This is a genomic window from Anaerotruncus colihominis (assembly GCF_010206195.1).
Lineage (GTDB): Bacteria > Bacillota > Clostridia > Oscillospirales > Ruminococcaceae > Anaerotruncus > Anaerotruncus colihominis_A.
The window spans coordinates 166326-178610 of record NZ_VIQT01000021.1 but is presented as its reverse complement, the minus strand read 5'-3'; the positions used below and the strand labels follow the sequence as shown (position 1 = coordinate 178610).

Annotated in this window: 12 protein-coding genes; 9 read left to right on the top strand and 3 right to left on the bottom strand. The window is 58.5% G+C overall.

Annotated features, from left to right (window positions below):
* The 7 genes from argC to FMM72_RS15180 all read left to right on the top strand — a co-directional run bounded on the left by argC (position 1) and on the right by FMM72_RS15180 (position 6746).
* Positions 1–1041: an N-acetyl-gamma-glutamyl-phosphate reductase gene (gene argC, locus FMM72_RS15210; RefSeq protein ID WP_162221899.1), complete on the top strand. Its 1041-nt coding sequence runs from the start codon at positions 1–3 to the stop codon at positions 1039–1041.
* A gap of 19 nt (positions 1042–1060) precedes the next feature.
* Positions 1061–2281: a bifunctional glutamate N-acetyltransferase/amino-acid acetyltransferase ArgJ gene (argJ, locus tag FMM72_RS15205; protein WP_162221898.1), complete on the top strand. Its 1221-nt coding sequence runs from the start codon at positions 1061–1063 to the stop codon at positions 2279–2281.
* A 19-nt stretch (positions 2282–2300) separates the two neighbouring features.
* The gene (argB, locus tag FMM72_RS15200; protein WP_160209715.1) at positions 2301–3164 is read left to right on the top strand and encodes an acetylglutamate kinase; all 864 of its coding nucleotides are present in this window, start codon (positions 2301–2303) and stop codon (positions 3162–3164) included.
* A gap of 43 nt (positions 3165–3207) precedes the next feature.
* Positions 3208–4374, top strand: a complete 1167-nt coding sequence (locus FMM72_RS15195) for an aspartate aminotransferase family protein (protein WP_162221897.1) — start codon at positions 3208–3210, stop codon at positions 4372–4374.
* Positions 4371–5291 carry an ornithine carbamoyltransferase gene (gene argF / locus FMM72_RS15190; protein WP_160209717.1) on the top strand — a complete coding sequence of 307 codons (921 nt, stop codon included), beginning with the start codon at positions 4371–4373 and terminating at the stop codon, positions 5289–5291. The genes FMM72_RS15195 and argF overlap by 4 nt, the downstream gene beginning before the upstream one ends.
* Entirely contained in the window at positions 5288–5461 is a 174-nt protein-coding gene (locus tag FMM72_RS15185; protein WP_162221896.1) for a hypothetical protein, read from the top strand. The genes argF and FMM72_RS15185 overlap by 4 nt, the downstream gene beginning before the upstream one ends.
* 217 nt (positions 5462–5678) lie before the next feature.
* Positions 5679–6746: an ABC transporter substrate-binding protein gene (locus tag FMM72_RS15180; protein ID WP_162221895.1), complete on the top strand. Its 1068-nt coding sequence runs from the start codon at positions 5679–5681 to the stop codon at positions 6744–6746.
* A 222-nt stretch (positions 6747–6968) separates the two neighbouring features.
* Here the strand turns inward: FMM72_RS15180 and FMM72_RS15175 are convergent, their stop codons facing one another.
* Positions 6969–8000, bottom strand: coding sequence for a hypothetical protein (locus FMM72_RS15175; RefSeq protein ID WP_162221894.1), 1032 nt, complete (start codon positions 7998–8000; stop codon positions 6969–6971).
* A 232-nt stretch (positions 8001–8232) separates the two neighbouring features.
* Between FMM72_RS15175 and ilvB the strand changes: the two genes are divergently transcribed.
* Positions 8233–9843 carry a biosynthetic-type acetolactate synthase large subunit gene (gene ilvB, locus FMM72_RS15170; protein ID WP_160209720.1) on the top strand — a complete coding sequence of 537 codons (1611 nt, stop codon included), beginning with the start codon at positions 8233–8235 and terminating at the stop codon, positions 9841–9843.
* Between the two features lie 19 nt (positions 9844–9862).
* On the top strand, positions 9863–10357 hold the full coding sequence (ilvN, locus tag FMM72_RS15165) for an acetolactate synthase small subunit (RefSeq protein ID WP_160209721.1): 495 nt from the start codon (positions 9863–9865) through the stop codon (positions 10355–10357).
* 181 nt (positions 10358–10538) lie between these two features.
* Here the strand turns inward: ilvN and trmB are convergent, their stop codons facing one another.
* Together trmB and dusB are read right to left on the bottom strand one after the other, a co-directional pair.
* Positions 10539–11195, bottom strand: a complete 657-nt coding sequence (trmB, locus tag FMM72_RS15160; protein WP_162221893.1) for a tRNA (guanosine(46)-N7)-methyltransferase TrmB — start codon at positions 11193–11195, stop codon at positions 10539–10541.
* 36 nt (positions 11196–11231) lie between these two features.
* On the bottom strand, positions 11232–12206 hold the full coding sequence (gene dusB / locus FMM72_RS15155) for a tRNA dihydrouridine synthase DusB (protein WP_160209723.1): 975 nt from the start codon (positions 12204–12206) through the stop codon (positions 11232–11234).
* Positions 12207–12285: the final 79 nt, after the last annotated feature.

Genomic DNA, 12285 nt, shown 5'->3' with positions numbered 1-12285 from the left:
ATGAAAACAATCAAAGCGGGCGTGATCGGCGCGACCGGCTACGCGGGTCTTGAGCTTGTGCGGCTGCTGCTTGCGCATCCGCACGCGGGGGTAGCGGCCGTCTCCTCGGTCAGCTATACCGGACAGGCGATCAGCGCCGTCTATCCGCAGCTTACAGGGCTGTGCGATCTGACGCTGACGGACGATGGCGGCGTGATCGACACGTGCGACGTGGTGTTCACATCGATGCCGGCCGGCCACGCGGAGCCGTTGGCCCGCCGGTGTTTTGACGCGGGAAAGCTGATGATTGACCTTGGGGCCGATTTCCGTTTGGAAAACGAAGCCGATTACCGCCAGTGGTACGGCGGGCAGTACGCCGACCCGGCGCTGCATCAGCAGGCTGTCTACTGCATCCCGGAGCTGCACCGCGCACGCGCGCGCGGTGCGAAGCTGATCGCGAATCCCGGCTGTTATGTCACATCGGCGTGCCTGGGGCTGACGCCGGCCGTAAAATCCGGCGCGGTCGATCCCACAACGATTGTGATCGACGCCAAATCCGGTGCGACGGGCGCGGGACGCTCGCTGGCGCTGAACACGCATTACGCCGAATGCAATGAGGCGTTCGCGCCGTACAAGGTCGCGGCGCACCGCCATACGCCCGAGATCGAGCAGGTGCTTGGCGGCGTAGCGGGCGCGCCTCTGACAGTGACGTTTGTGCCGCATCTGCTACCGGCGAACCGCGGCATTGTCTCCACGGCTTACGCTTCGCTCGTGCCCGGCTTTGATCTGGCGCGCGTGCGCGCACTCTATGAGGATTTTTACTGTGACGAGGCGTTTGTGCGCGTGCTGCCCGACGGCGCGGTTGCGAACATCAAAAATGTCAAATATTCTAATCTCTGTCACATTTCGCTGCACGCCGACACGCGTACCGGCCGCCTGATTGTCGTATCAGCCATCGACAACATGGTCAAAGGCGCGGCTGGCCAGGCGATTCAGAACATGAACATCGCGTGCGGACTGCCTGAGGCCGCAGGCCTTTCGATTGTGCCGCCCGCATTTTAACAGAAGGAGAAACCGTTTTATGGCTTTTACATTTGTGGAGGGCGGCGTCTGCGCCGCGCAGGGGTTTTCGGCGGGCGCGGTCCATGCGGGCGTCCGCAAAAACCACGATAAAAAGGACCTGGCGCTGATCTTCGCCGACCGGATGTGCAATGCGGCGGCCATCTACACACAGAACAAGGTCAAGGGCGCGCCGCTCATTGTGACGCGCGAGCACCTCAAAAATAGCCGGGCGCGCGCGATTTTGTGCAATTCCGGCAACGCGAACACGTGCAACGCCGACGGCGTCGATATTGCCAACGCAATGTGCAAAAGCGCCGCCCGGGCGCTGAAAATTGAGGAGGACGACGTGGTGATCGCATCGACGGGCGTAATCGGCCAACCGCTGCCGATCGGGCCGATTACGGACGCCATGCCCGCGCTTGTGGCGTCGCTTTCCGCGAGCGGCAGCGCGGACGCCGCCAGGGCGATCATGACGACCGATACGAAGCTTAAACAGGTCGCTGTGCGCTTTCCGATCGGGAAGAAGATGTGCACGATCGGCGGCGTCGCAAAAGGCTCCGGCATGATTCACCCCAATATGGCGACGATGCTCTGCTTTGTCACGACGGACGCGGACATCGCGCCGGAGCTTTTGCAGAAGGCGTGCAAGGATGTGGCCGACGAGACGTTCAACATGATCTCGGTCGACGGCGATACATCGACGAACGATATGCTCGCCGTTTTGGCCAGCGGCGCGGTCGGCAACGAGCCGATTAAATCCCCCGGCAGGGAATACGATCACTTTCAGCAGGGGCTGATGATCGTCTGCCGGCGTCTGGCGCGTGAGCTGGCGGCCGACGGCGAAGGCGCAACCAAGCTGCTTGAATGCGCCGTGATAGGCGCGCCCGACTGCCAGACTGCCAAAAAGGTTGCAAAGTCAGTGATCTGCTCGAGCCTGTTTAAGGCGGCGATGTTCGGCGGCGACGCCAACTGGGGACGTGTGCTGTGCGCCATCGGCTATACGGACGCGGAATTTGACGTGGGCCGTGTAGGCGTAACGCTTTCATCCGCCGCGGGCAGCGTACCTGTCTGTTCGAACGGGGCAGGCGTGCCGTTTTCCGAGGAACAGGCCGCCAAAATCCTGGCACAGCCGGAAATCCGCATTGAGATCGATATGGCTCAGGGCGGTGAAACCGCCACGGCATGGGGCTGCGATCTCACATACGATTATGTGAAAATCAACGGCGATTACCGCACCTGACGGCAGGGGAGGGATTCAAGTGCAGATTGCAAATCAGGAGAAAGCGCAGGTGCTTGCCGAGGCGCTTCCATATATCCGGGAATACAGCGGCAAGGTGGTCGTTGTCAAATACGGCGGCAACGCCATGATTGACGACCGGCTCAAGGCGGCCGTCATGAGCGATCTGGTTTTGTTGTCGCTCGTTGGTATCCGCATTGTGCTGGTACATGGCGGCGGGCCTGAGATCAACGAGGCGCTGCGCGCTGTCGGCAAAGAGAGCCGGTTTGTCGGCGGGCTGCGCTACACGGACGCCGAGACGCTGCGCATCGTACAGATGGTGCTGGCCGGAAAGACGAACAAGGACCTTGTCAATCTGCTTGAGCGGCAGGGCGGCCACGCGTTGGGCCTGTGCGGCATTGACGGCGGCATGATCCATGCGCAGCGCGTTACAAGGGACGGCGAGGACATCGGGTTTGTCGGAGAAGTGACAGGGGTGGACACAAAACCGATTCTCGATACGCTCGAGCGCGGTTACATTCCCGTAATCGCCACGCTCGGCTGCGGCGGCGACGGCACGGTCTACAACATCAACGCCGACGCTGCCGCGGCGCGCATCGCGGCGGAGCTTGGGGCTGAAAACCTCGTTTCAATGACAGATGTGCGCGGGCTGCTGCGGGACCGCACAGACGAGAGTACGCTGATTCCCGAGGTTTGCGTCAGCGACGTGCCGCAGCTTGTGCGTCAGGGGATTATTCAAGGGGGCATGATTCCAAAGGTGGAGTGCTGCGTCGAGGCCGTGCGCCGCGGCGTGCGCCGTGCGTTTATCATCGACGGGCGCATCCCGCATTCGCTGCTCATTGAATTGATGACAAACGAGGGTATCGGCACCATGTTTGTCGGATGATGCCCAGGCTTGCCGCTGCGGCGGCGGAAAGGCGGTTTTAAAAATGAGTGTTGAACAACGCGATCAACAGTATATCGCGCCGACATACACGCGGTCGCCCCTGGAGGCGGTCAGCGGCGCGGGCGCTGTCTGCACCGGCGCAGACGGACGGCGGTATATCGATTTTTCAAGCGGCATCGGCGTCAATTCGCTCGGTTTCTGCGACCCCGGATGGGTTGCAGCTGTCAGCGGCCAGGCGGCAAAGCTCCAGCATTTATCAAATCTATACTATACCCGGCCGATGGTGGATCTGGCTGAGCTGCTCTGTACGCGCACATTCGCAAAAAAGGTGTTTTTTGCCAACTCGGGCGCGGAGGCGAACGAGGGAATGATTAAGGCTGCGCGCAAATACAGCTTTGACCGCTACGGCAAGGGCCGGCATACAATTGTTTCACTTGTCAATTCGTTCCATGGACGCACGGTCACAACGCTGTCGGCCACGGGGCAGGACGTTTTCCACCAGTATTTTGATCCCTTTACCGAGGGGTTTCGCTTTATCCCGGCGGGCGATATCGACGCGCTGCGCGCGGCTGTAGAGGCAGGCGGCGTCTGCGGCGTGCTGCTCGAGCTGATCCAGGGCGAGGGCGGAGTCGTGCCGCTTGACGGGGCGTTTGTCGGCGCGGCCGCCGCGCTCTGCCGCGAAAACGACGTCCTGTTTATGGCCGACGAGGTGCAGACCGGCGTCGGGCGCACGGGCAGGCTGCTTTGTTGCGAACACTATGGCGTGACGCCGGATCTTGTCTCGCTCGCCAAGGGGCTTGGCGGCGGGCTGCCGGTTGGGGCGGTGCTGCTCGGCGAAAAATGTGAGGATACGCTCGGGCCGGGCGCGCACGGATCAACCTTCGGCGGCAATCCCGTCGCGTGCGCCGGCGCCTGCGAGGTGCTGCGCCGCCTTGACGGCGCGCTGCTTTGCGAGATCGAAGAAAAGGGCGCTTACATTACGGAGCGGGCGCTTGCAATGCCGCGCGTCAAACGCGTTGACGGCAAGGGGCTGATGCTTGGCGTAACGCTCGACGGCATAGACAGTAAAACGGCCGCGGCAGCCTGCCTGGAGCGTGGGCTGATCATTTTGACCGCAAAGGAAAAGCTGCGGATGCTACCGCCGCTGACGATTACATATGCGGAAATTGACGAAGGGCTACAGAGTTTAAGAGAGGTGTTGTCACAATGAAGCATTTGTTAAAGCTGCTCGACCTTTCCGGCGAACAGATCACGGAGCTGCTCAACCTGGGCGACCAGCTCAAATATGAGCAGAAGCATGGGATTGACCATCAGAGATTGAAGGGTCAGACGCTCGGTATGATCTTTCAGAAAAGCTCCACGCGCACGCGCGTATCGTTCGAGGTAGGCATTCACCAGCTCGGCGGCACGGGACTGTTCCTTTCGGCCAATGATCTCCAGATCGGCCGCGGCGAACCGGTGCAGGACACGGCGCGCGTGCTTTCACGCTATCTCGACGGCATCATGATCCGCACATTTGCGCAGCAGGAGGTCGAAGATCTCGCAAAATTCGGTTCCATTCCGGTCATCAATGGCCTGACCGATTTCTGCCATCCCTGCCAGGTGCTCGCCGACCTGATGACGGTGCGCGAGCATAAGGGCGGGCTGGCGGGCCTGAAGCTCTGCTATATCGGCGACGGCAACAATATGGCCAATTCCCTGATTGTCGGCGGCTTAAAGGTGGGGATGCATGTGTCGGTCGCCACGCCGAAAGCATATCAGCCGGATGAAACGGTACTTGCGTTCGCGGCGGCATATGGCGACAAATTCAGTCTGACTGACGATATCCACACAGCCGCCGCCGGCGCGGATGTTGTGTTTACAGATGTCTGGGCGTCGATGGGCATGGAGGGCGAGGCGCAGCAGCGCCGCGCGGCCTTTGCCGGTTATCAGGTCAACGACGAGCTGCTCTCCGTATGCGCCAAAGACGTTATGGTGCAACACTGTCTGCCCGCGCACCGCGGCGAGGAGATCACCGAGTCCGTGTTCGAGGCGCATGCCGATGAAATCTTTGACGAGGCCGAGAACCGCCTGCACGCGCAGAAAGCCGTCATGGTCAAACTCATGGAGAAACCCCCGCTTTTTTGAAAAAAAGCTTGGCAAAAAACTTTCCGGCTTTTTTGAAAAAAGCCTCGGCAAAAAACTTTCCGGCTTTTTTGAAAAAAGCCTCGGCAAAAAACTTTCCGGCTTTTTTGAAAAAAGCCTCGGCAAAAAACTTTCCGGCTTTTTTGAAAAAAAGCCTCGGCAAAAAACTTTAGTCGGCTGCGCCGCGAATAGTGGGGCAGGTTCCGGTATTTATACAGGCTGCGCCGCGAATAATGGGGCAGGCGCTGCGTTTATACAGGCTATGCAGCAAACAGCGGGGCTCCTGGGCGCGCCCGCGCATTTGACAGCGATACTCTGATAGGATAAAATGGGGTATGAAAACGCTTAAAAACCACTTGAAAATAACCCTTTAGCCGGAGAGGTATCGATATGAATCATTTGCGCTTTATGGCGCTGTTGCTTGCCGCGCTGCTGGCCTGCTCGCTGACCGCGTGCTTTGGCGGCGGGGAACGTAGGGAGACGTCCTCATCCCCGTCGCAGGCGCAGCAGGAGCCGGACCCGAACTGGCCGGTTGCGATTGACGATATCCGCGTGACGGAAAAGCCAAAGCGGATCGTTTCGCTGTCGCCCGCGCTGACAGAGGTGCTCTATGAGCTTGGCGGCGGGGACCGGATGGCCGGCGTGAGCGCTAACTGCGACTTTCCTATGGACATTGGGGCTCTGCCCGATTGCGGTACGGCTCAGTCGCCCGATCTTGACCGTCTGCGCGAGCTGAATCCGGATGTGGTATTCGTGTCCGCACCGATGGCGCAGGAGCATACAATCGCGCTCCAGCAGATGGGCGCGGAGGTGATTGTGTTGCCGCGCGCCGAAAACATTGACGCGTTGGAGACGACGTATGTCACAGCCGCAACGGTTCTTGACGGGATGCGGGACGGCGCCGAAAATGGCAGACGCGTGTTTGACGCGCTGCGCGCCCGCTATGACGCGCTTACAGACGCCGCCCGCGGGATTGCGGATCGTGTATCCGGCATCTATCTGCGCGCGGCTCCTCTGCTGATCGCAACGGGCGATACATTTGAAGGGCAGCTTTTAGAGGCGATTGGCGTCGACAATGACGCAGCCGCATTTACAGGCTGGGATTATCCGGCCGACGAGGCGGTCAATCTTTATCCGGATGTGATCTTTTATGATTCGTCCATCGATCCGGCGTATTTTTCCGGCACGCAGATTTACAGCACGACGGACGCTTATCTGAATGGACGGTTGTATCCGGTTGACGCGGTAGCGCTGGAGCGCCAGAGCGCGCGTATGTTTGAGGAATTGGAGCGGATGTTCGCGCAGGTTTATCCCGATGTATCCGTTGGGACGCCGCCCCTCGGCCATGAACCGGACGCGGATGGGCACGCGTCTGCCTCCATGCCGCAGGCAGAGGACGCCGCCTCCTCCAGAAGTGAAATGCTTGATATTGACGGCGCGACGCAGATTATTGATTAGGGCTTGTTTGAAAATAGAGGAATTGCCGAATTTTTCGCAAACAGCAGGAGAACGCAAGGGAGAAAACGCAGGAATCCTTCCGGATTCCGAGGCTTTTTAACGCGGCGTCCGCCGTTGTTTGTAGATAAAGACGGTAATTTTGATTTTCAAACAGCCCCTAAGTTGATTAAAATGAATACGCTGCAAAAAAACAGACCCGCTGCCGGGTCTGTTTTTGCTTTATCAACTGTTGATTACGATGGCGTCGGTGAATGCGTCGAGCAGCGCGAGCGCCCGTTTATCATCCTGATCGGCGTCTATCGCAAGCATTGTAATATACAGGGCGCCGTCCGCAAAGAATGCCTGATAACGCGCGAGGACGCCCTCATGATAGGCGTCTGCAATGATACACGCTTGCGCGCCGTCGGGCGCGGCGTCCGGCTTGTAGGAAAATTGCTGGCCGGTCAGCCCCGATTCAAGCGCCTGTGTAACGATATCCTCCATCTCTTTGGCGCTCAGGTCGGAAAAGAGGCCGTCGCCGGCGATGCGGTCAAGGCCGGCGAATGTTTTATTTGAATAGCTGCGGACGCTCTGTATACCATCAGCCATGCTGAATTCGGGCGCGCCAGGTATTGGTATTGTCACAAGGCCGTCTGTGGTAGTATAGGTTTCCCAGGTGGAAGGGTCATAGCTGACGCGGCCGCTTATCCAAAAACTATAGATACCGGCAATCAGGACCGAGGCTGAGAGCAGCAAAAAAATAATGGTTCCCGCTGAAATACGAAAATGGCCGCGGGAAAACAGCGCGGCGATCGTCGGGTTGGGGTCGCCGGAAAACCGCCGCTTATAGGAATGGTATTGGAACGCGCCGATAAGCCCCATAATCAGCGCGTAAAGGATGAAGCCGCGCATGATGAAATAAGCGATGTTGCCGTTCCTGAGCAGGGCGGGCAGATCGGAAAGGGCGGTATCCACAACCATAAACAGAAGTCCGATGATGACACAGACGCGGCTTTTATAGTGGATACCGGCGGCGACGGCGAACATGATAAAGCCGCTCAGGCAGTAGAACCAGCCGAGGCCGCCGAATTCCAGGATGTTTAAAATATTGGGCGTGAAGATCGCGGCTATGCCGATCAGCGTATTGATCACAGCAATAAAGACGGCCGCGCCGAAAGCTGTTGAAATCATGCGGTGATTTTTGTTCATCAGCCCGGAGAGCCTGTTTGCGCGCGTATCGTCGGACAGGACCGGGGTATTTGGCGATTCATCCATCGTTGTTTACCTCCATGCTTTTTCACGTGCCTTGCGGGAGTGAGACGCCCTTCCTTATTATAGCAGATGATACAGTAGGACGCGAGGGCTTTTCCCGTTTTACATAAAAACTTGGCGGCTCTGCGGGTTGACGCGGCCCAAAGCGGGCGCGTATAATAAAGGTTATTCACCGCGCTGTCCAGAGGTTTTGAGGAGGCGTGGGATTTATAACCGATCGGAGGAGATGCCGGCTATGATCAGCGGCGCGCAGGCAATGGTAAACTGTCTTGAGGCACAGGGCGTAACCGTCGTGTTTGGCTATCCCGGAGCGGCGATCTGCCCGTTTTATGACTGCCTGGCACAGTCCGGCATCCGCCATATCCTGGTGCGCAGCGAACAAAACGCCGGCCATGCGGCCAGCGGCTACGCGCGGGTGGCAGGCAGGCCGGGCGTCTGCATTGCGACAAGCGGACCCGGCGCGACCAACCTGCTTACAGCGCTGGCTACGGCGTATGCCGACAGCATCCCGATTGTGGCGATTACCGGGCAGGTGGAGACAAGCCTGCTCGGCCGCGACGTGTTCCAGGAGGTCGATACGACCGGCGCGGCTTCTCCGTTTATCAAATACAGCTATCTGGTCGAGGACGCCAGGGATATCCCGCGCGTGTTCAGGGAGGCCTTTTACATCGCCTCCACCGGACGGCCGGGGCCCGTGCTGATCGATATACCCGTCGACATCCAGCGCGCGCAGCTCGATTTCGTTTATCCGGAGATGGTTTCCATCCGCGGATATAAGCCGCGCATTCAGGGGCATTCCGGCCAGATCGAGCGCGTGTCCAAAGCGCTTTGCGCGGCCAAACGGCCGCTGCTGGTTGTGGGGGGCGGCGCGATAGGCGCACGCGGCAGCGTGCGCGCGCTGTGTGAATCGTGCGGCCTGCCCGCTGTTTCCACGATGATGGGTATTGGCACGCTGCCGTCAAAGCATCCGCTTTATTTCGGTATGCTTGGTCAGAGCGGTTCGGACGCCGCCAACGAGGCCGTTGGCCAAAGCGACCTGCTGATGATCCTCGGCGCGCGCGCGGGCAACCGGGCGGTGGGCCGGCCTGGCTGTCTGGGCGCGGATAAGACTGTGATCCACATTGATATTGATACAGCGGAAATTGGCAAGAACGTCGGCACAACAATCCCGCTGGTTGGCGATGCGGCGTCGGTTCTGGCACAGCTCTGCGAGCGGCAGCCGCACGGCGACTGGCAGGCATGGCGCGATTGGCTCTGCGCCCGGCGGACAGCGCCGCCGGCGGCATCCGGCGCGGGCTGCGGATTTGTTGACCCGGAGGCGTTTGTACGGCTTCTCTCGCAGGAGCTGGACGACGACGCGGTTTATGTTTCGGACGTCGGCCAAAACCAGATCTGGTCGGCGAAAAACTACGACGCGCGCGATGGCTTGTTTTTGACGACGGGAGGCATGGGGACCATGGGCTACGCGCTGCCTGCCGCGATCGGCGCACGCCTGGCCGCGCCGGAGCGGCAGGTTGCGGCGGTCTGCGGCGACGGGGCGTTTCAGATGGAAATGATGGAATTGGCGACCGCCAATCAGCACGGCGTAACGGTCAAGCTGGTTGTGATGAATAATCAGATGCTTGGTATGGTGCGTGAAATCCAGCGGGACGGCTATGGCGGGCGTGAAACAGCCGTGGCGCTTGGCGGCGGTCCGGAGATCGAGAAGCTGGCGGAGGCATATCATTTGCAGTATCTGTGCCTCGATGCAATGGAACATGCGCATGAAACGGTGCGCGCTTTTCTGGACGCGGAGGGCTCCTGTATCCTGGAGTGCGCCGTGGACCCGCGCGCAGCCACACATTGAGCGGAAAGGGATGGTCGTGATGAAAGAAATTATTTCGGCGCTTGTTGAAAACAAAGCGGGCGTTTTATCGCGCATGGCGGGGCTGTTCGCGCGGCGGGGCTTTAACATCGCAAGCCTGGCCGTGGGCGAAACGGACGATCCATCCGTTTCGCGCATGACAATTGTGGCCGAGGGCGACGAGCGCACGATTGAGCAGATCGAAAAACAGCTCAATAAACAGATTGATGTGATCAAGGTGCGCGTTCTGGAACACGACGCTTCCACGCGCCGCGAATTGATCCTGATTAAAATAAACGCCGCGCAGCAGACGCGCGGCGAAATTATCGATATTGCGGCGATTATGGATGCGAAGATTGTCGACCTGTCGCGCACCACCCTGACGATCGAGCTGTGCGACCGTCCGGAGCGTGTCGATCTGCTGATCGATATGGTGACGCCCTACGGCATTGTTGAGATCGCACGCACCGGTATGATTGCCCTGCAAAAAGGGGTCGGGCATATCGGCAGGCGGTGACGCGGCGTAAAACCTGATTACGCAGCGCCCGCCCCACTGTTCGCGGCGCGGCCTGTAAAAATACTGGAACCTGCCCCACTATTCGCGGCGCAGCCGAACTAAGTTTTTCGCTGAGGCCTTTTTTCAAAAAGGCCGGGAAGTTTTTCGCTGAGGCCTTTTTTCAAAAAGGCCGGGAAGTTTTTTACCAAGCTTTTTTTTCAAAAAAGCGGGCGCGGATGGAATAGATGGGTTGGCCGAGATTGGAAAAATAGGTTTCATATTCAGTCATGATGTTGTCGGCGGCATATTCGCTGTGATGCAGGTCGCCGGTGGAAAAATAGCGGTCCATGCAGGCGTCGAATTCAAATGTTGAAAAATGATACAACATGTAATTGTCGGTCTTAAACCAGATCTCACCGTTGGGGGCCAGCAGCGTCTTGTACATTTCCAGACGGCCGCGCCAGGTCAGCCTTTTTTTATATTGCCGGCGCTTGTGCCAGGGATCGCAGAAATTGATGTAAATGCGCGAAAGTTCGCCCGGCTCAAAGATGCCAGGCAGGCGGTCCGCGTCGCCCAAAATAAAAAGCAGATTCGGAAGCTGTGCCGGCAGCGCCTGTTCCATCGCTGTCACTATGACGTTCGGTTCGCGTTCGATTGCGATAAAGTTGCATTCCGGATGCCGGGCGGCAAGCGTGCGGATAAAAAGTCCCTTGCCGCAGCCAAGCTCTACATGCAAAGGCAGCGATGGATCGGCGAATCGTTCGCGAATGTGTCCTTTTTCGGATTCAGGCTCTAAAATAGTGATCGCTTCACATGCTGCCAGCCGCGGCGCCAGGTTGTGTTTTTTTCTTGGGCGCATAATTGCTGCTCCTTTTATTACAATTTGTATAGAATTCTATAAAATATCCGAATTGGCCGCAAGCACATCGTCGGCCAGCCGTCGGGCGTCGTCAAAAACGGTGAGCGCCCCTGCCTGCTTTCGGAAAGCGGCCGCGCCGCGCATCCCCTTCATATACCAGGCCGCGTGCTTGCGTGCCTCGCGCATGGCTTGGCGTTCCCCTTTGTTTTCGCAGATCAGGGAAATATGCCGGAGCATAACATCCATGCGTGTTTGCAGGTCGGGCGCGGGCAAGGTGACGCCGTCTTTTAAGTAGCGGGCTACCTGTGAAAAGATCCAGGGACTTCCAAGCGCGCCGCGTCCGATCATGACAAGATCGCATTTTGTATAATCATACATATTAACAACGGATTGTATATCTGTGCAGTCGCCATTTCCGATCACCGGGATCGATACCGCAGCCTTAACCGCCGCAATGATGTCAAGGTCGACGGGCGGCGCATAATACTGCATCCGGGTGCGGCCGTGAACCGTCAGAGCAGCCGCGCCGCTCTGCTCCATGGCGCGGGCAAATTCAACGGCATTGACATGCTCGTCATCCCACCCCTTACGAAATTTGACCGTAACTGGCAGGTCGACAGCCTTTACAGCCGCCTCTGTAACACGCGCAGCCAACGCCACATTTTTCATCAGCGCCGAACCGCCGCCATTGCCGGCGACCTTGGGCGCGGGACATCCCATATTGATATCAATGACATCTGGACAAAATGCAAGCGCCTTTTTAGCCGCTTCCGCGACAATTTCCGGTTCATCGCCAAATAGCTGCACTGCAACAGGCCGCTCCGCGTCGTGTACGCCGAGCAGCTTGGCTGTTTTGCGGTCGGAATAATGCATCCCCTTGGCGCTGGCCATCTCGCCGACCATATAGGCCGCGCCAAATTGCTTGCAGATCTGCCGGAAAGCGCTGTCAGCCACGCCGGCCATTGGCGCGAGCGCGGCGGTGCGTTCAATTTCAATTGTACCGATTCTCAATGGATAACCTCCGGGAAAAAATTCATGGTTCACATGCAATATCTTAACAGAAATTTGACCATGAGGCAACGTTTTGTGG

Bases quoted from the DNA above. Each gene is read 5' to 3' on its own strand.
- ilvB (WP_160209720.1), top strand. From the start codon at position 8,233: ATGATCAGCGGCGCGCAGGCAATGGTAAACTGTCTTGAGGCACAGGGC.
- FMM72_RS15180 (WP_162221895.1), top strand. From the start codon at position 5,679: ATGAATCATTTGCGCTTTATGGCGCTGTTGCTTGCCGCGCTGCTGGCC.
- trmB (WP_162221893.1), bottom strand. From the start codon at position 11,195: ATGCGCCCAAGAAAAAAACACAACCTGGCGCCGCGGCTGGCAGCATGT.
- argC (WP_162221899.1), top strand. From the start codon at position 1: ATGAAAACAATCAAAGCGGGCGTGATCGGCGCGACCGGCTACGCGGGT.
- FMM72_RS15195 (WP_162221897.1), top strand. From the start codon at position 3,208: ATGAGTGTTGAACAACGCGATCAACAGTATATCGCGCCGACATACACG.
- FMM72_RS15175 (WP_162221894.1), bottom strand. From the start codon at position 8,000: ATGGATGAATCGCCAAATACCCCGGTCCTGTCCGACGATACGCGCGCA.
- ilvN (WP_160209721.1), top strand. From the start codon at position 9,863: ATGAAAGAAATTATTTCGGCGCTTGTTGAAAACAAAGCGGGCGTTTTA.
- argJ (WP_162221898.1), top strand. From the start codon at position 1,061: ATGGCTTTTACATTTGTGGAGGGCGGCGTCTGCGCCGCGCAGGGGTTT.
- argF (WP_160209717.1), top strand. From the start codon at position 4,371: ATGAAGCATTTGTTAAAGCTGCTCGACCTTTCCGGCGAACAGATCACG.